The sequence below is a fragment of the Deinococcus budaensis genome (assembly GCF_014201885.1).
GTDB classification, from domain to species: domain Bacteria; phylum Deinococcota; class Deinococci; order Deinococcales; family Deinococcaceae; genus Deinococcus; species Deinococcus budaensis.
In genome coordinates this window covers 37,135-55,389 of sequence record NZ_JACHFN010000017.1, presented here as the reverse complement: position 1 = coordinate 55,389, position 18,255 = coordinate 37,135, and the positions used below count along the sequence as shown (strand labels likewise).

Genomic DNA, 18,255 nt, shown 5'->3' with positions numbered 1-18,255 from the left:
TCTTTACCGCGCTTCCCCGAGGAGTTGACCCGCCTTGAAACACACCTCTCTTGCTCTGCTGCTCCCCGGTCTGCTGGTGGGGGCGTTCGCAGCGGGGGCACAGGCCCAGAGCACGAACGCGGCCGGGCCGATCCCTGCCGGAACCGAGATCACCAACCAGGCGACCGCCACCTTCAATCCGGTCACGCCCGGCGGTGAGGCCAGCGCCCAGTCCAACCTCGTCCGCACAGTGGTGCAGGCGGTGTGCGCGGTCAGCGTGACGCCGGGCGGGACCGTTCAGATTCCCGGACAGACCGCCGAGCTGCTGCCCGGCGAGGGCACGACCTTCCAGTACACGGTCGTCAACAGCGGCAACGACCGCTTCACCCTCCCGCTCACCGCCCGCACGGAAGCCGGAAGCGCCCACGCCCCCGCGACCCGGTTGGTCCTCGACGCCAACGGCAACGGGGTGGCCGACACGGGCGAGGGCGAAGTCGGGTCCCTGACCCTGGAGGCCGGGGCCGCCGCCCGGGTCCTGCTCGTCGTGGAGACCGCCCAGAGCGCCGGGGGCGACGCCTTTGTCAATCTGGTGGCGAGCTGCGGGGTTGGACAGCAGGACGACGACAACGTGAGCCGCGTGCGGGTCGGGCCGCCGCCCGTGCTGGCGGTGCACAAGAGCTTCACGCCCGCGCTGCTGCGCCCCGGCAGCGAGACGACCGTAACGGTGACCACCCGCAACGCGGGAGGCGGGGAGAGCCGCGAGGTCACGCTGACCGATCCGCTGGCCGAGCAGATCGCGCGGGGTTTGGTCTTTATGCCCGGCAGCGCGCGGGCGAGCGCCGGGACCCTCGAATACACCGCCGACGGCTTGACCTGGGGGGCGGCGGAACCCGCGCAGGTGCGCGGCGTGCGGGTGCGGGCCGCGAGCCTGGCGGCGGGAGCGGACCTCAGCCTGACCTTCCGGATGCGGGCGACCGGCGAGGCCGAGAACCGGACTTTCCTGAACGTCGCCACCGCCGCCACGGGCCGCCAGCAGGTCCAGGGCACGGCCAGCGCCGACGTGCGCTACCAGCCCGGCGTCGCCATCGGCCCGGTGGGCCAGCCTGAGGCGCCCGAGAACACCCCCACCGACCTCCAGACCCGGCCCTTCGCCGTGGTCGGGCAGGCCGTGTGCTTCGACCACACCCTGAAAAACACCGGGGACGTGCGCGACCTGTTCACGGTCACCGTGACCTACCCGCAGGGGGCCGCGACCGCGCGCCTGACCGGAGCGGACGGCGCACCCCTCGCGCAGCCCCTCCCGCTGGACCCCGGCAGCACGGCCCTGGTGCGGGTGTGCTACGACGCGGCTCAGGCCGGAGGTCTGGAAGCCCTGCTCACCGCCGCCGGAACGCGCGGCACCAGCAACACCACCCGCGACGTGGTGCAGGCGGTCGAGGCCGGGCTGCCCGAGCTGCTCAAGACCGTCTCGCCCGGCCCCGAGCGGACGGTGGCCCAGGGCGAGGAGCTGACCTACACCCTGCGCGTCCGCAACCCTTACGCCCGCCCCCTGACCGGGGTGACCGTGAATGACCCCCTGCCGGGGCACGTGGACTTCGTGGAAGCGTCGTCGGGCGGCACCGTGACGGGCGAGGCCGGAGCGCAGACCGTGAGCTGGTCGGTCGGCACCCTCGCTCCCGGCGAGACGCGCAGCTTTACCGTGCGGGCGCGGGTGGGCACGCGGGCGGTGGACGGCGAGGCGCTGAAGAACATTTTCAACATGGTCTCGACCGAACTGCCCACGCCGCTGCCCAGCAACGAGGTCCGCAGCCCGGTCTGGAGCGCGGCGCTGCGGATCAGCAAGGCGGTCAGCAGCACCCAGGCCGCCCCCGGCGACCGCCTGACCTACACCCTGACCATCCAGAACCTCTCGGCAACCACCGCCATCGAGGACGCCGTGGTCACCGACACCCCGGCCCGTGGGCTGGAGTACCTCGCGGGCACGAGCACGCTGGGCGGCGAGGGCCTGACCGACCCCACCAACACCAGCGGCGTGCTGCGCTGGAAGATCGGCATGATTCCGGCGGGCGGCACGGTCAAGGTCACCTACCAGACCCGCGTGACGGCGGACGCCACGGGCGACCTGGTCAACCGGGTGGAGGTCATGGGCAACGGGGCTGGCGGCAACGCCCGCGCCATCGCCAGCAACGTGGCGACTGCCGTGACCCGCCTGAACCTGGGGGCCTTCGCGCCGCTGGCCGACCTGCTGGGCACGGTCTTCGTGGACCGCAACCGCAACGGCGTCTTCGACAAGGGTCTCGACTCCCCGGTCGAGCGGGCGCGGGTGCTGCTCGCGGGGGGCCGCCTCGTGCTGACGGACGCGGCGGGGCGCTACCACTTCGCGGGTGTGCCGCTGGGAACGCACGCGCTGCGCCTCGATCCGGGCTCGGTCCCCTACCTCCCGCTGACCGTGCCGGGAGACGGCGGCCTGCCCGGCACCCGCGCCGTGCACGTCCGGGGCCTGACCGGGGTGGACTTCCCGCTCGCGCCCCTCGGCGGCGAGATTGCGGCCATGCGCCGCACGACCCTGACCGTCGGCGGACTGCGGGTCGAGAAGAGCCTGCACCTCGTGGACGGGGTGTACCGGGTCACCCTGCGGCTGGTGTCGGCCTCCGACCTCGCGGACTTCGAGCTGCAAGACGCGCTGCCCCTGGGCGCCGTGCTGAAAGACGGCCGCAATACTCTGTCGGGCACCCTGAAGGCCGGAGAGACGCTCCTGACCTATGACTTCGCATTCACGGGCGAGCCGGGCGCGGCCCTGACCGACCCCGCCGTCCGCTGGAGGAACTGACCGTGCCTGCCCCCCTGCCCACCACCCTCGCCCTGCTGACGGCCCTGCTGCTCGTCGGCCCGGCCTCGCACGCACAGACGGCGCAGACGACGCAGACGACGGGCGAGCCTGCACTCCTACCGACCTCCGCTGGGGCGACGGAGCAGCGCGCCAGCAGCGTCCTGCTGCCCTTCGACGCCCCGGCCCAGGCCCGCGAGGTCGTGATCGCGCACCTGCCCCCGGCGGGCGCGGCGTACCTGCCCGGCAGCAGCCGCCTGGACGGCCAGCCTGTCCCCGACCCCCGGCGCGGCGCGAGCGGCACCCTGTACTGGGTGCTGCCCGCCCAGCCGCGCGGGGTGCTGACCTACGAGCTGACCCATCCGGCGTCATTGGGAGCGCTTCCGGCCCCGGCCCTCCAGGTGCGGCTGCCCGGCGACCGCACCGAACTGCTCGCGGGGCGGATCGACGCCGCCGACCTGGAAGGTGCGGTGCTCCTCTCCGCACAGGCCGATGAGGTCACCGAGAACGCGGGCGCGATCAAGCTCCCCCTCGCGGGCAGCGTGATTCGCCTCCGCGACCGCATCACCGTCGTGGTCGAGGGGCCGCAGGGCGAGCGCCCCGGCCTCACCGTGAACGGCACCCCCGTGGGCGAGGACCGCCTGGGGACCGAGGTGCAAGACGGCGTGCGCGGCGTGCAGCGCCTGACCTACGTGGGCGTGCCGCTGCGCCCCGGCCCCAACGTGCTGCGGGTGGGGACCGAGGAAATCAAGGTCGTGCTGGCCGGGGCCACCGCCGGGGTCGAGGTCACGCCGCTGAGCCTGACCGCCGACGGCAGCACGCCGCTGCGCCTGCGGGTGCGCACCTTTGACGCCTTTGGGACCCCCTCGGGGCAGTCCACTCTCACCGTGCGCCCCAGCCTGGAACCCCGCACCCCCGACGCCAACCCCGGCGAGGCCGGGTATCAGGTCCGTCTCGAAGGCGGCGAAGGTGTACTGGAACTGCAACCCCAGTCCGCCCCCACGCCGCTGCGCCTCGACGTGCTGCTGGGCGAACAGGTGCTGACCCGCCGCTTCGAGGTCACGCCGGGCCGCTCGCGCGTGGGCGTGGGCGTGCTGAGCGCGACCCTGGGACTGGACGGCAACCTCAACCTCGCGGAGGACCTCACCTGGCAGGCCCGTGGGTATGTGGAAACGCCCCTCGGCCCGGGCAAGCTCTACGCCGCTGCCGACAAGGACGGCCTGCCCGGCACGACCGACCCGACCGTGCGCTCCCCGGTCTACGGCGACGCGGGCACCGAGCAGATTCCCCTGCAAGGCACCGACCCGGTGGCCGCCGTGTACGACCATCCCGGCTTCCGGGTGGCCTACCGCCGTTCCGCCGTTCCGATTGACGTGCTGCCGGTGGGCGAGGGGTTCACCGGACTGACCGCCGTGACCCGCAGCAACCCGGCGGTGTCCGGCTTCGTGGCGGGCGTGCCCGGCGACCGCGTGTCGGAGGCGGAGGTGACCCCGGACAGCACCCGAATCTTGCGCCTGCCCGACGCCCGCCTCGCTCCTGATAGCGAGACGCTGGAGGTCGTGACCCGCGAGCGCCAGACCGGCAAGGAGCTGGAGCGCCGCCCCCTGGTGCGGAACGTGGACTACCTGGTGGACTACCCCACCGGCATCGTGACCCTGGTGCGGCCGCTGGACCGGGTGGACGCGGCCTTCAACGACGTGCTCGTCCTCGCCAGCTACCGCCTGAGCACCGCGACCGCCGGGCGCACCCTGGCCTACGGGGTGCAGGTCAAGGGGGAAGGCGAGAACTACACGGTCGGCGCGGCGGTGGTCAGCCTCGACGGCAAGACGACCTTCGGCGTGCGCGGCACCTATCAGAACGGCCCCACCCGTGCCGAGACCCGCCTCGCCTTTTCCGGCGGCGTGCAGGCGAGCGCGGACCTCTCGACCCGCTTAGGGGACGACTCGGCCTCCTTCCGGATTCGCTACCAGGACGCCGGATACGTGGGCCTCGCGCCCTTCGCGGTCGGCCTGAATGTGGGCGGCAATTACACGGCGCGGCTGGGGCAGAACCTCAGCGCCGGGGTGGACGGCGAGTACCACGACACCCCGACCGCGCAGGGCGGCAGCGTGACGGCCCGGGCCGACTACCGCCTCGCGCCCTTCAGCGTGGGCGGGGGCCTGAAGTACGCCTTCGGGGACACCTCTGGCCTCGGCGCCGTGCTCAGCGCGGGCTACCACCGGCAACCCCTGGACGTGGACGTGACCCACACCCAGCCCCTTTCCGGCAACCTCGACGCCACCACCGCCTTCACGGTGCGCTCCCGCCTGACCGACCGGGTGACCCTGGGCCTGCGCGACGACGTGACCTGGGGCAAGGGGCACGTGGCCGCCCTGACGCTGGACACCCGCATCGGCAACACCACCTACGCCGCAGGCTACGAGCTGCCCACCGCGAGCGGCGAGGGCAACCGCGCCCGCTTCGGGGTGTCCACCACCTTGCCCCTGAGTGGGCGCACGACCCTGGGCCTGCGCGGCAGCGCCCTCTACGACGTGCGCGGCGGCGAGACGGAGGTCACCGCCAGCGCCGACCTCACCCACCGGGCCGACACCTTCGGCGTGACGGCGGGCACCGACCTGATCTACCGGGAGGGGGACTTCGGGACCGTTCTGCGGGCAGGGATCACCGGCAGCGTGACCGATCACTTGACCCTGACTGCCGACGGCCTCGCGGAGTTTGGCCTGGGCAAGAACGGCCAGCGGTTCTCGCTGGGCTACGCGTACCGGAACAGCGCCGTGAACAGCCTGGGGTACGTCCGCCTCGTGCAGGGCAGCCTGGCGGGCGGCACCCCCCAGCTCAACACGGGCGTCAGTGCCGAGTACCGCCAGCCGACCTGGGCCGTGCGCGGCGGCGTGGACACCCGCGCCCTGCTGAGTGACGCGGGCAGCTTCACCGCGCAGGCGTATCTGGGCGGCACGGCCTACCTGACCGACCGCTTCGGCGTCGGCGCCTGGGGCCGGGTGCTGACCCAGCCCGCCACGAACACGACGGCGCTGGGGTACGGGGTGGAGGGCAGCGTCCGCGCCCTGCCGGGCACCTGGCTGACCGCCGGGTACAACTTCGCGGGCTTCGAGGGCCTGCCGAGCGCGGGGACGTATACGAAGCAGGGGCTGTACCTGCGACTGGATCTGACGGTGGATGAAACGCTGGGAGGGAAGAAGTGAAGATGGGTCGATTTCTCTGGCGGAAGCTGGGCTGTCTGGCGGCGCTGCTGATGCTGCTGTCTACCAATGCTGCCCAGGCACAGGGCAGTACCTACACCTGTGACGCACGCCTCTATCAAATTCGGCAGCCCACAGGAAGCACCGGCTCCAACCTGTTTCTGCTGGACCGCCGGAACTTGACGGGAGGCGGCACGGCGCAGTGGGCGGCTGTTTCCAGTGTTCCGCTCAATGCCCTGGCGTTCAACAAGGCCGACGGCTACTTTTATGCGGTCAACGTCACTGCGTTTACCACGGGGACGCCCTACCGGCTTTACCGGCTTGGCACGACGGGCGCGACCGAGGTTGCCAACCTGACCCAGATTCCTACGGGGGACCAGATCGCCGCAGGCACCATCGACCGCAACGGCAAGATGTACATCAAAAAACTAACGAGCAGCACGGCCCTGTACACCGTGCAGTTGCCCACCAGCGCCGGGGGCAGTATCGGAGCGCTGGGAACTGTCACCCTCAGCAGCGCCGTTCCTACGGCAGACATAGCGTTCGATCCCGTCACCAACCTGATCTACGGAGTTCACACCGCCGACATTCCGATCTCGGACGGCGCGTCTGTGGCCGGTGTGGTCTACGAGATCAATCCCGTGAGCGGCAGCGTCACTACGCGTGGGGCAGGGCCAGCCGTTTCGACCACCAACGCCATCGGCACCGCCTTCTTCGATATTGCTGGCACGCTCTACGCCTACCAGAATGGCGGTGTCTTCGGCGTCATCAACCTCAACACCGGGGCCTTTACCCGCATCACGTCAGCCAGCCCAGCAGCCCAGTCCGACGGCGCATCCTGCGTTTTTCCCGACGAGAGAATCACGGTCGCCAAGAGCGCAGGTAGCGTGCAGGCGCTCAGCAGCACGGTCTTTCGGGTGCCCTACACCGTCACAGTGCAGAACACCGGCCCCATCCCCGACCGCAACGTGCAGGTGACCGAGGACCTGAGCCGGACCTTCAGCGCCGGGAGTCCCACCCTGAGCATCACGTCTGCTCCGGCCATCAGCAGTGGCACCGCCACAGTGAATCCCAACTTCAACGGCACCACAGATACACGGCTGCTGAGCGGCACCAACACACTCGCGGTGGGGGACAGCGTCAGCGTCACCTTCACCGTGCAGGTCACGTATCCGAATGCGGCGAGCGTGCCTGCCTCCGGTTCACCCGTCAATAACGTGGTGTATGCCAGCAGCACCAGCACTGGCCCGAACGCGGGCTATACCTTCCCCGGAGGTACGCCGTTGCCGCCGGTCGATCTGGTCGCCACCCAAACTTCTACGCCCACCCCGGTCACCATGGTGGGTCAGTCTGACCTGACCGTCTCCAAGAGCGACGGTCAGACCAGCGTAATCACTGGAGCGGCCACGACCTATACCGTGCGCGTAACCAACAGTGGCACGCCCAGCGTGACCGAGGCAACGCTGCGCGACCCCGCCGTGACGGGCCTCACAGTGACGGGCGTGACTTGTACCCCGGCGGCCACAGCGCCCGGCAATACCTGCACTGCGGCACCAACCATCGCCCAGCTTCAGGGCACACCTGGAGTTGCACTTCCGACCCTAACGAGGGGTGCCTTTTACGAGCTTCAGGTCACCGCGACCGTTACGGCCGCCGCCGGGGCGAGCGTGACCAATACGGCGACAGCAACCCTGCCCAGCAGCTTGACCGATGTAAATTTGAGTGACAACACGGGTCAAGACAGCAACAGCGTGACGGCCGTCCCCCAGCAGCCCGTCTCCAACCCCGCCAGCTACCCCGCGACCTGCGACGTGATCGACTGGTCCACCTCGGGCGTGAGCAGCGGGAGCAACCAGACCTCCCTGGGCAATGTCACCCGGACTTTCAATTCCAGGGGGAACCGGAGCATCACCGTGGGTCTGACCTCGGCCTCCGGCACAGGCAACGGCATCATGGGCTACTCCAGCTCCTTCGCCAATTACGGCTCCTGGTACGAGGTGCGGGCGGTCAGCGAGAGCATTCAGCCCAACATCGGCCAATCCTTCCTGACGCGGGCGGGTGGAAACACCTCGACCAATACCATCGTGATCACCTTTCCCACGCCCGTGATCAACGTGCGGCTCGGTCTGACGGACCTCGACGCGGTGGGCGGCGTGGCCGGGAGCGGCGACTGGGCCGGGGTGCAGGCCAGCTACGGTGGGCAGACCTTCAACCCCGATGTGCTCGTCGGTGGTGGGCACGCGCTGGCCGTGCAGGCCTATACAGGCACTCCCAGCGGAGCGGGCGCGGCCATGACCGTCACGGTACCGGGCCTGGGCAACTCGCAGATGAAGGCCGCGAGTGCCTCTCCCACCTACAACACGCTGATGGGTGTGGACGCGGCTTACGGCGCCCAGGTGACGCCCCAGGGGGGTGGCACGGCGGTCAACCGCCAGGGCCAGGGCGTCGCCTCCTTCAAAGGGCCGCTCACCAGCCTCACCATCACCACTGGGTCCCTCAAGGGCGGAGGGGGCCAGGGGATCGCTCTCGGCAACATCGACTTCTGCCCGCCCAGCGTAGCGGTGGACAAGGCGGCGGGAACCCCGGTGCGGCAGCCGGACTACTCCTACGACATTCCCTACACCCTGACCTACCGCAACACTTCCCTCAATGTCGGCTACCACCCCGACGCCACGGTCCGGGACGCGACCTTCTCGCCCTCCATCCCCACGCCGACCGGGGCCGACCCCTGGGCGCGGCAACGGCCCCAGCTCACCGACGCCGCGCTTGACCAGATCCGGGCGAACGCGAGCGTCGCGGCGGCGGCCCTGCGCGGCACGCCGACCGTCTCCGGGGCGACGAATACCGTTAACCTGGACGGGACCGACCTCAACCCGGCCTTCACGGGCACGGCGGCGAATCCTAACCTGCTGCTGGCAAATACCGACGGGCGGGTGGATGTGGGCGGCAGCTTCAACGTGGGCTTTACGGTCAACGCGAGGCTCGGCCCTGCGGTCACCACGGCCCAGACGGTGAACAACCAGGCGACGGCCACGGCTTCGCTGTTCACCGGCAGCCTCACGGCGACCTCTGGCACCGTCGCCTCCAGCCTCACCCCCGGGGCGGCCCTCAGCGTGAGCAAGGTGGCCGATCAGGCGCTGATTCGCTATCCGCTCGCCTCCGGCGCGACCAAGCTGCGCTACACCATCACGGTGACGAACACCAGCGGGCTGACGGCCACAGGCGTACAACTGACCGATACCCTGCCCACCAGCCTGCCGTACGCCGCCGGGGAAACGGGCAATACGCCGCCCACCACCCGCAACGGCCAGACCCTGACCTGGACGCTGGGCGATTTGGCCCCGAATGCCAGCCGTTCGGTGGTGGTCTTTGTCGACGTGCCCACGGCGAGCAGCCTGGAGGCGGCGGCAGGTCAGGCCCAGACCACCATCGTGAACACGGCCAGCGTGCAGGCGGGCAATGCCCCCACCGCTTCCGGGTCGGTCCCGGTGGGCACCCTCTACACCCGCCTCTTCAAGCAGGTGCGCAACCTCGGTCCCCAGGGAACCCTGACCCCGGCCTGGACAAGCACCGTCAATGGCCTTCCGGGTGACGTGCTGGAGTACTGCATCGACGTGGCCAATCTGGGCAGCACCACCCTTGCCAATTACCGGGTGAGCGACGTGGTGCCGGCCAACACCGATCTCGTGCCGAACAGCGCGACCTTCCGTCAGGGCCGCATGGACAACCCGGGGGCCGCCGTCGCTGGCGTGACAGTCTCCGACACGGCCACCACCGACGCGGCGGGACGCTCGACCCGTCTGCTTCAGACGAGTGCGCTGACCCTCGCTCCCGGCACCCAGCACACCCTCTGCTTCCGCGCCAGCATCCGCTGACGACCCACCACAGCGGACAGGCCCCGTGACGGCGGCCTGTCCTCTTTTCGTCTTTCTGCCGGAGCGCCGCCCGCCGATCTCTCCCGTACCCCCGGGTTGGTGCTGGTCACGCTGCTGCGGTACTGCATTCCCGCGAGAGGGGAACCCGGACTCGCTGACCTTGGGGGTGCCCCAATGGCGACACGGGCCGATCTCTAAAACTCAGCGTCCCTGAGCCGCCCCCCAAAACTGGTCCTGGTCAGGTTGGAACCTCTCAGCGCGTGTTTGAGAAGGGTGTCAGCAGGGATCAAGACGGCGAAGCATGGGGCGAATGGTGGCGAGAGAGCATGAGACTTCGGTGATTTGAGGTCGTCCCTCAAAGTGCCGCGTCGGCCAGAGGTGCCCGTCGGGCAGCGCGACGAGTTCTTGCAGGGCATTCAGGGCCTTTTCCTGTGAAACTGGGAATCAGCGCCCGCACCGCCGCCTTGCGGGCCGGGGACGATCGGCCCGTCGGCTTGCCGAATGGCGTCCACGGGATGTCCACTTCCTGATTCGTGCGTGAAGATGGGGCTTACAGTTTCACCCTGGCGGCCCAGCCGCCTGGCCCGCACCCACACGCTCGACAGGCCAAGGGCGACGTGGGCGGCACCCGGCTGGAACTGCCGCTTCCCCCGTCTGGGAGGCGTCCAAGCCGTCCTACGCCGCCCGGACGGGGGCGGACTTCGCAGCTCTGCACAGATGGGATTTGCGCGCCCCTACGGGCGGTTGGCGGCGGGGGGCTGGCAGACGATGTCGAGCAGGTGAGGGTGGCCTGGGGCTTGTGTGGGCGCCGCGCCAGGCCGTTTGCCCAACATCTCAACTGCGATGGAAGTTGCAAAGCACCCCGTTACGCTGTAAACTAAATTGTTTAACCGATTTCGCTCCAGGCGAGACGACGCCAGTGGCAGGCCCTCCGGGGAGGTTGTATGGCACAGCTTCAGGCGGATCTGGGATTCGGCGGCCAGTACAGGGAAGCGACGATCTCCTGCCGGGGCCCGCCCGCCGGCGGTCTGAACATGAGAACCGTTGGCGAGGCGCCCCCTGCCGCGCACGCAGGGGCGCCCCTTGCACGCCCGCCTGACGAGCGGTGACCTGATGCTCCTGGCCTCCGCCCATGTCAGAGGCCAGGAGCCAGGACAGCGGCATGTCGACCGGCTCACCAAGGGCGGCACCGTCATCAACCTCCCCCGGCACGGCAGTGGCGCCCCCGTCCAGACGCATCTGCGCCGCGGCCTGGGCGATCAGCTGCGCCTGATCGTCTCCACGCGGGTCCTGGAATGCGGCAAGCACCTGTTTTCCCTGACGGGGCCAGGGTGCCGCTCAAGCTCGCCGCCTCAAGCGACATGGGGTCGGGGGTGAGGGGGCTGGTCTATGGGGGGGGCCAGCGCTCACGCCCTGAAGTCAGCCCGCTCCGGGCCAACGTGCCGCCCCGCCCGCCGGACCGGATCAGCCCCGGTTCGCCCCGCTCAAGGAGTGTTCCATGACCCCTGACGCCCCCGACCTCGCCCCGGGTGACCGCCGCGTCCTCCTGATCCTGCTCGTCGCCACCTTCGTGGTGATCCTCAACGAGACGGTCCTGAACGTGGCCCTGCCGCGTCTGATGGCCGACTTGCGGGTCTCGGCGGGCACGGCGCAGTGGCTCTCGACGGCCTTCATGCTCACGATGGCGACGGTCATTCCGGTCACGGGCTTTCTCTTGCAGCGCCTGAGCACCCGCACAGTCTTTTTTGCCGCCATGACGCTCTTCTGCGCGGGCACGGCGGTGGCGGCGGCGGCGCCTGGCTTCGCCGTGCTGCTGCTGGGGCGGGTGGTGCAGGCCTCGGGCACGGCGATCATGCTGCCGCTGTTGATGACCACAGTGCTGACCCTGGTGCCCCCGGCGCGGCGCGGCGCCGTGATGGGTGGCCTGAGCACCGTGATCTCGGTCGCGCCAGCGGTCGGGCCCGCCCTGTCGGGGCTGATTCTCCAGGTCTTTTTGTGGCGGCTGCTGTTCGTGGGCGTGCTGCCGGTGGCCCTGGCGGCGCTGGCCTACGGGGCGCGGACCCTGAAGGACGTGGGCACGCCGGGGCGCCCGGCGCTGGACGTGCTGTCGGTGCCGCTCTCGGCGCTGGGGTTCGGCGGGCTGGTGTACGCGCTGAGCCGCCTCGGGGAGGGGCTGGGCGACCCGGCCGTGTGGGGGCCGCTGCTGGTGGGCACGCTGGCCCTCGCCGCCTTCCTGACGCGGCAGATGGGGCTGGCCCGCACGGGAGCGCCGCTGCTGGATCTGCGCGCCTTCCGCTTTCCGCAGTTCTCGCTGGGCGTGGGGCTGATGTGCATTGCAATGGCGGCCCTCTTCGGCGGGCTGCTCCTGCTGCCCCTCTACCTCCAGAACCTGCGCGGCCTGAGCACCCTCCAGACTGGCCTCCTGCTGCTGCCCGGCGGGCTGCTGATGGGCCTGCTGGCCCCGGGTGTCGGGCGGGCGTATGACCGCATCGGTCCGCGACCGCTGGTGGTGCCGGGCACGCTGCTGATGGCGGGCGTCCTCTTCGGGCTGGGGCGCATCGGGGCCGACACGCCGATTGCGGCGCTGCTGGCGCTGCACCTCGCCCTCAGTGCCGGGCTGGCGCTGCTGTTCACGCCGGTCTTTACCAGCAGCTTGTCGCCGCTGCCGCCGCACCTCTACTCGCACGGCAGCGCCCTGCTGAGCACCCTGCAACAGGTCGCGGGCGCGGCCGGCACCGCGTTGCTCGTCACCCTGATGACCGGCCGCGCGGCGACGCTCGCGGCGCAGGGTCAAGGGGCCGAGGCCGCCCAAATCGGCGGCCTGCACCTCGCCTTCACGGTCTCGGCGGCGCTGGCCGCCGTCGCCGTGGGCCTCGCCCTCTTCCTGCGCGGCGGCGCCCCCGCCCCACACGCGGCCCCAGCCGACACCGCGCCGCAGCCGGGCGACTGAGCGTGGACACGTTGCAGCTGGAGGACGTGGACACCTGGTGCGCCGCACGGGCTGGCCGGGGCGTCACGCTCCTGAACGGCCCAGTGAGCCGCCCCTGGGGCACCCGCACCGCCAGTTTTCAGGACCCGGCGGGCACCGTCCGGGCAGTCCCGGCGGACCTGTCACCGTTCACAAGTCCCAGCCCAAAAAAGCGAGGCGCGCCCATGCCCCCCCTGATCGTCAGCAACTTCGTCACCCTGGACGGCTGTTACGAGGACCGCAGCCGCACCCTCGTGCCCCTTTTCGAGCACCAGCACCCCGACTACCATGGCGACGACGGGTTCGACCATTACAACCTGAAGCTGCTTCAGGAGGCGGGCACACTGCTTCTCGCCGGGCGCACCTCGTACCTGGGGAACAAGGCCTACTGGGCGGGCGTGCCCGGTGACCCTGCCGCCACCGATGTCCGCCGCGCCTTTGCCCGCCGCATGGCGCAGATCGGGAAGGTGATCGTTTCCGATCAGCTGACCTCGGACGACCTGCACCCGTGGGCCGACACCACGCGCCTTGTGCGGATCGCGGACGCGCCGAGAGCGGTGGCCGACCTCAAGCGGCAGCCGGGCGGCCCCATCCTCGTGCTGCTGAGCCGCGTGCTGTGGAACGACCTGCTGACGCGCGGCCTGGTGGACGAACTGCACCTGACGACCTTCCGACACGCGCTCACAGGTCGGGTCGCTCCCCACCTCCTGATCCGACAACTTCGCCACTGTTCTTCAGCCTTTGACACACCAGCTTTGACACACCAGGCCTTAATGTGATTTCTACACATTGGCGTGATCCAGAAACGGCTATCTCTTTGCCTACCAAAACAGGGCGTTGATCGTGAAGTGGGTTTGCAGAGAGCAGGCCTTCTTGCCCTTGGTCCAAGGAGTGACGATGAAAAAGATCCTGGCTCTGTTGCTGCTGGCTGGTGGAATGGCTTCTGCTCAGTGGACGACGCCGACCCAGAAGGCGGCGGACATGGTGAACCGCGCGAGCTGCGGCAGCAACGGCGTGAGCTGTGTCCAAGAGGTTGAAGGGTATATTCATGGTTCCACCCCGTCGCCTTATAACGGGGGCAACTACATCACCCGGAGGTCTGGCACCTCAACCCACTACATCGCCACCGACCGTAACGTCGGGGAGAGTGGTGGCGGCGGTGGCGGCATCGCTTACCTCTCGCAGTGGTAAGCGGCTGACCTTGCGCTCAGACTGAGCAGCGCTGTTGGCGGCCTGAGAAGCCGGGCAAGAACCAGGGAAGAAATAGTGTCTTCCACACGTAAGGGAGGGGGCGATCTCAGGCCGGATCGTCCCCCCGCTGTGTCCAACAGAACGGCGACCTCCGCTTCACCCGGGTCCCCGAGGGGGCGCCTACACTACGACGCGTCTATGCCTTCACCCTCTGATCCCCCTCCGGCGCCCTTTGACGTGGCGGTGCTGGTCACCCCCGCCGACACGCCGGAGGTGGCCTCGGCGGTGCTGGCCGGGCTCCCCGGCGAGGTGCCCGCTGCGGTGCTGGTGTACGGGTCCAGCGACGCGGTGGAGGGGTTGCGCCGCCGCATCCGGCAGCCGGTGACCCTAGTCGGGAACGGCACCCTGCTCCAACCGGGCCGCGTCTACCTCAACCCGCCGCAGATGGTTCTGGAGGTGCGGCCGGGGGGGCGATGTGCCGTCACGCCGCCGGAGGGTGAGCTGTCCTCGGAACGCCCGCTGGACCGGCTGCTGCTGTCGCTGGCGGAAAGCTGCGGTCGGCGGGCGCTGGCGGTCCTTCTGGCCGGTCCGGGGCGCGACGGGGGGCTGGGCGCGCGTGCCCTGCGTGCCGTGGGCGCAACCGTGCTGGTGGGGCACCCGGCCACCGCAGACCTCGCCGACCTGCTGACAGCCAGGCATGTCCCGCCGCCGCCGGACGCGACCCTCGTCTCGGAAGCCCTGCCCCGCGCGCTGTTCGAGTCGCTCGACGAGGGCGTTTGTCTGTTCGAGCGCCTGCCCCTGAGGCCCGACGGGCGCCGCGACTACCGCTCCCTCGCCATGAATCCGGCGATGCGGGCGATGTTCGGCGTTCCCGACCTCAGCGGGCAGTCCATCCGCGACACCTTCCCCGACGAGGCCGAGGCCTGGTACGACGACTACGACCGGGTGCTGGAAACCGGCCAGCCCCTGCGCGTCGAGCGCGAGTCCGCGCCGCAGGGCAAGGTGCTCGACATGTTCGTGACGCGCGTGGAGGACGGTTCAGGAAGGCGATTGCTGGCCGTCATGCGGGACGTGACCGGGCGCCGCCGGGCGCAGGCCGCGCGGCAGGAGAGCGAGGAGCGCTTCCGGCTGCTGGTGGGTGCCACCTCGGACATGATCTACCGGATGAGCGCGGACTGGAGCGAGATGTACGCGCTGGAGGGCAAGCAGATCCTCGCCGACACCGAGCGGCCGAGCCGGAGCTGGCTCGAGGGCTATATTCCCGAGGGGGAGCGGGCCGCCGTCCAGGCTGCCATCGCCGAGGCCATCCGGACCAAGACGACGTTCGAATTGGAACACCGGGTCATTCAGGCGGACGGCACGGTGGGCTGGACCTTCTCGCGGGCGATTCCGATGCTGAACGGGCAGGGCGAGATCGTGGAATGGTTCGGGGCGGCGAGCGACATCACCGCCCGCAAGCGGGCCGAGGCGGCGCTGCGCGAGAGTGGGGACCGGCTGGCCCGGGCCCTGGACGCGGGCGAGATCGGCGCGTGGGAACTGGACCTCCTCACGCTGGACGCCTGGCGCTCGCCGCAGCACGACCGCATCTTCGGCTACGAGACGCTGCTTTCCGAGTGGACCTACAACCTGTTTCTGGACCACATCGTCCCCGAGGACCGCGACTGGGTGGACGCCCGCTTCCAGGAGGCCATCGCCCGGCGCGGGCGCTGGGACTTCGAGTGCCGCATCCACCGCGCAGACGGGGAGGTGCGCTGGATCATGGCACAGGGTCGGGTGGATCCCGGCGCGGCGGGCGGGCCTGGGCGCATGAAGGGCATGGTGCGCGACATCACCGGGCGCAAGCAGGCCGAGAGCCTCCTGCGCGAGAGCGAGGAGCGGCAGGCATTCCTGTTGATGCTTTCGGACGCGCTGCGGGCCGAACCCGACGTGGACGCGGTGGTGAACCGTGCGCTGCGCCTGCTGGCCGAACAGCTCCGGTTGGACCGCTGCTACGTCACCACCTACCGTCCGGAAGAGGACCGCGCCGACGTCTCCCATCAGTGGGGCAACGCGCGTGTGCCCCCGCTGCCTGACCGGTTTCGCCTGTCCGACTTTCCTGCGGCCACGCGGATGGTGTCGGACCAGACGATGGTCACCAACGACGACTTCGAGCGGCCGGGCCTGTCGGAGGAGGAGCGGCGTAACAGCCGGGCCCTCGGCATGCGGGCGTTCATGGCGGCCACGCTGCGCGGGGGCGAGGGCCGCCCGCTGTGGTCCATGGTCGTCAGCTCGGCTAGCCCCCGAACCTGGACGCCGGGGGAAATCACATTGATCGAGGAGGTGGCCGAGCGCACCTGGGCCGCCGCCGAGCGGGTCCGCGCCGAGGAGGACTTGCGCGCGCTGAACGCCTCCCTCGAAGAGCGGGTCGAGGACCGCACCCGCCGCCTGGCTGCGGCGGCGCAGCACCTGGAACGGCAGAACCTCGAACTCGCCGCACGCACCCGGGCGCTGGAGGGCTTCGCCGGGTTGACCCACGCCCTCGCGCTGGAGACCGACCCGTACGCCCTGGTGCGGCGCGTTCAGGAGACCCTGCTGGACCTGCTGCCCCCGGCCCACACGGGGTACTTCGTGCTGGACTTAGGGCTCTGGCGCATGCGCTCGGAGGCAGGTGAGCTGCACAACGGCGCGCTGCGGGCGCAGTTGATGGCAGGCATTCCCCGCGAGAGTCCCGGCCCCTTCGTCCCCTGGTCCACCCGGCAGCCGGAGTACCAGGACGCCTTCACGCCGGGACCGGACGCGCTGGGCGAGGCGTCCGGGCATATCCGCACGGCGGCTGGCCTGCCCATCCTGTTGGGCGGCGAGGTGGCCGGGGTGCTGTCGGTCGGGCTGTTCGGGGCGCGGCCCTGGCAGCCGGTCGACAAGATCGTGCTGGAAACGGCGGCGCAGCACCTGGAGCTGGCCCTGGAGCGGGCGGAGGCGGTGCGCGCCCTGGCCGAGGAACGCGAGGCGTTGGCCGCCTTCGCCCGTTTCACCGAGCTGGCGGCGGACACCAGCGACGTGGAGACCCTCGCGCGGCACGCGGCGGAGGTGCTGCTCACCGCCCTGAACATCCGCAGCGCGGTGTATTTCGAGCGGGAGGAGGGCCTGTGGAAAGCGCTGCACGTCTCCGGGGCGCTGACCGCCGGACTGGCACACCGCCTGCATGAGGGCCTCCCGGGCAGCACCCCCAGCTTTGCCCAACCCGCCGAGCGCCGGGAGCCGATGTTCTTCGAGCCCTGGGACGCCGCCGCGGACGGCCTGCCGGATGTGGACCCGTATCAGGCGGTGGCCCGGTATCCCCTCTTCCCGCCCGATCATGCCGCAGGCATCCTGGGCATGGCCCGCACCGACACCCCGGTCTGGACCGCGCGGGAAAAGGCGGTGTTCCGCGCGGTGGGGAACAGTTTCCGCCTCGCCCTGGAACGCGCGGCGAGAACGCAGCAGATCGAGCGGCAACACGAACGCCTAGCCGACCTGAACGCCGAACTGGGCAACGTGATCACCCGCACGGCCCACACCCTGGAAGCCCCCGCCCGGCGGCTGGGCCACCTGCTGGACCCCGGACGGCCCCTCGATTCGGAGGCCCTGGACACTCTGCCCTCCTATGACCCGGCGGCGCTGCACGACGAGGTGACGCGGCTCCGGGGGATCGCCCAGGACCTGCGGCAACTCGCCCGGCTGGAACAGCGGGAGGTGACAAAAGACCTCTTTCCCTTGGGGGAACTGTTCGAGCAGGTGCGGGCGCAGGTGTCCACCACGCCGCGCGGCGCCCAGGTGCACTGGTTGGTCTCCTCCCTCCCCATCGTGCGGGGGGACCGGGCCTTGCTGCGGCAGGCCCTGGAGGTGCTGATGACCTTTACCCTGAGTGAGACGCGGGGGGCGCAGTACGTGACGGTGGGCAGCCGGGAGGTGGAAGGCGAGGTGCAGGTCACGGTCGAGGACGACGGCATCGGGCTGACCGGAGAGGAGGCCGCGACCCTCTTCGACCTGGCCGTGCGGACCGACCAGGCGGCGCCCGTCCTGGAGGGAAGCGGCCTGAGCCAGGTGCGGCGCATCCTGGCCCGCCACGGCGGCTGGGCCTGGGCCGAGGCGCAGCGCACCAGCGGCAAGGTCGTCCTGGCCTTTCCCCGGGACGAAGCCGTGCATGAACTTGAAGCCCTCTTCCGTCAGGACAAGCCCGGACGGTAACGGGACACA

General features: G+C 70.3%; 7 protein-coding genes. All 7 read left to right on the top strand.

Annotation, left to right across the window (positions count from 1 at the left end; all coding sequences use genetic code 11):
- Positions 1–34: 34 nt before the first annotated feature.
- Positions 35–2,809 carry a DUF11 domain-containing protein gene (locus HNQ09_RS16570; RefSeq protein WP_184031517.1) on the top strand — a complete coding sequence of 925 codons (2,775 nt, stop codon included), beginning with the start codon at positions 35–37 and terminating at the stop codon, positions 2,807–2,809.
- A gap of 2 nt (positions 2,810–2,811) precedes the next feature.
- Entirely contained in the window at positions 2,812–6,009 is a 3,198-nt protein-coding gene (locus HNQ09_RS16565; RefSeq protein ID WP_184031516.1) for an RHS repeat domain-containing protein, read from the top strand.
- A gap of 2 nt (positions 6,010–6,011) precedes the next feature.
- A complete protein-coding gene (locus tag HNQ09_RS16560) occupies positions 6,012–9,881 on the top strand; it encodes a beta strand repeat-containing protein (protein ID WP_184031515.1) in 3,870 nt (1,289 codons plus the stop codon).
- A 1,498-nt stretch (positions 9,882–11,379) separates the two neighbouring features.
- Positions 11,380–12,831: a DHA2 family efflux MFS transporter permease subunit gene (locus HNQ09_RS16555; RefSeq protein ID WP_184031514.1), complete on the top strand. Its 1,452-nt coding sequence runs from the start codon at positions 11,380–11,382 to the stop codon at positions 12,829–12,831.
- Positions 12,832–13,034: 203 nt separating this feature from the next.
- Complete coding sequence (locus HNQ09_RS16550; protein WP_184031513.1) at positions 13,035–13,628, top strand: dihydrofolate reductase family protein; 594 nt, start codon at positions 13,035–13,037, stop codon at positions 13,626–13,628.
- Between the two features lie 118 nt (positions 13,629–13,746).
- Entirely contained in the window at positions 13,747–14,040 is a 294-nt protein-coding gene (locus tag HNQ09_RS16545) for a hypothetical protein (RefSeq protein WP_184031512.1), read from the top strand.
- 198 nt (positions 14,041–14,238) lie between these two features.
- The gene (locus tag HNQ09_RS16540) at positions 14,239–18,246 is read left to right on the top strand and encodes a PAS domain-containing protein (RefSeq protein WP_184031511.1); all 4,008 of its coding nucleotides are present in this window, start codon (positions 14,239–14,241) and stop codon (positions 18,244–18,246) included.
- Positions 18,247–18,255 lie beyond the last annotated feature (9 nt).

Excerpts from the sequence above, each read along its gene's own strand:
- HNQ09_RS16560 (WP_184031515.1), top strand. The coding sequence starts at position 6,012 with ATGGGTCGATTTCTCTGGCGGAAGCTGGGCTGTCTGGCGGCGCTGCTG.
- HNQ09_RS16555 (WP_184031514.1), top strand. The coding sequence starts at position 11,380 with ATGACCCCTGACGCCCCCGACCTCGCCCCGGGTGACCGCCGCGTCCTC.
- HNQ09_RS16550 (WP_184031513.1), top strand. The coding sequence starts at position 13,035 with ATGCCCCCCCTGATCGTCAGCAACTTCGTCACCCTGGACGGCTGTTAC.
- HNQ09_RS16545 (WP_184031512.1), top strand. The coding sequence starts at position 13,747 with ATGAAAAAGATCCTGGCTCTGTTGCTGCTGGCTGGTGGAATGGCTTCT.
- HNQ09_RS16540 (WP_184031511.1), top strand. The coding sequence starts at position 14,239 with ATGCCTTCACCCTCTGATCCCCCTCCGGCGCCCTTTGACGTGGCGGTG.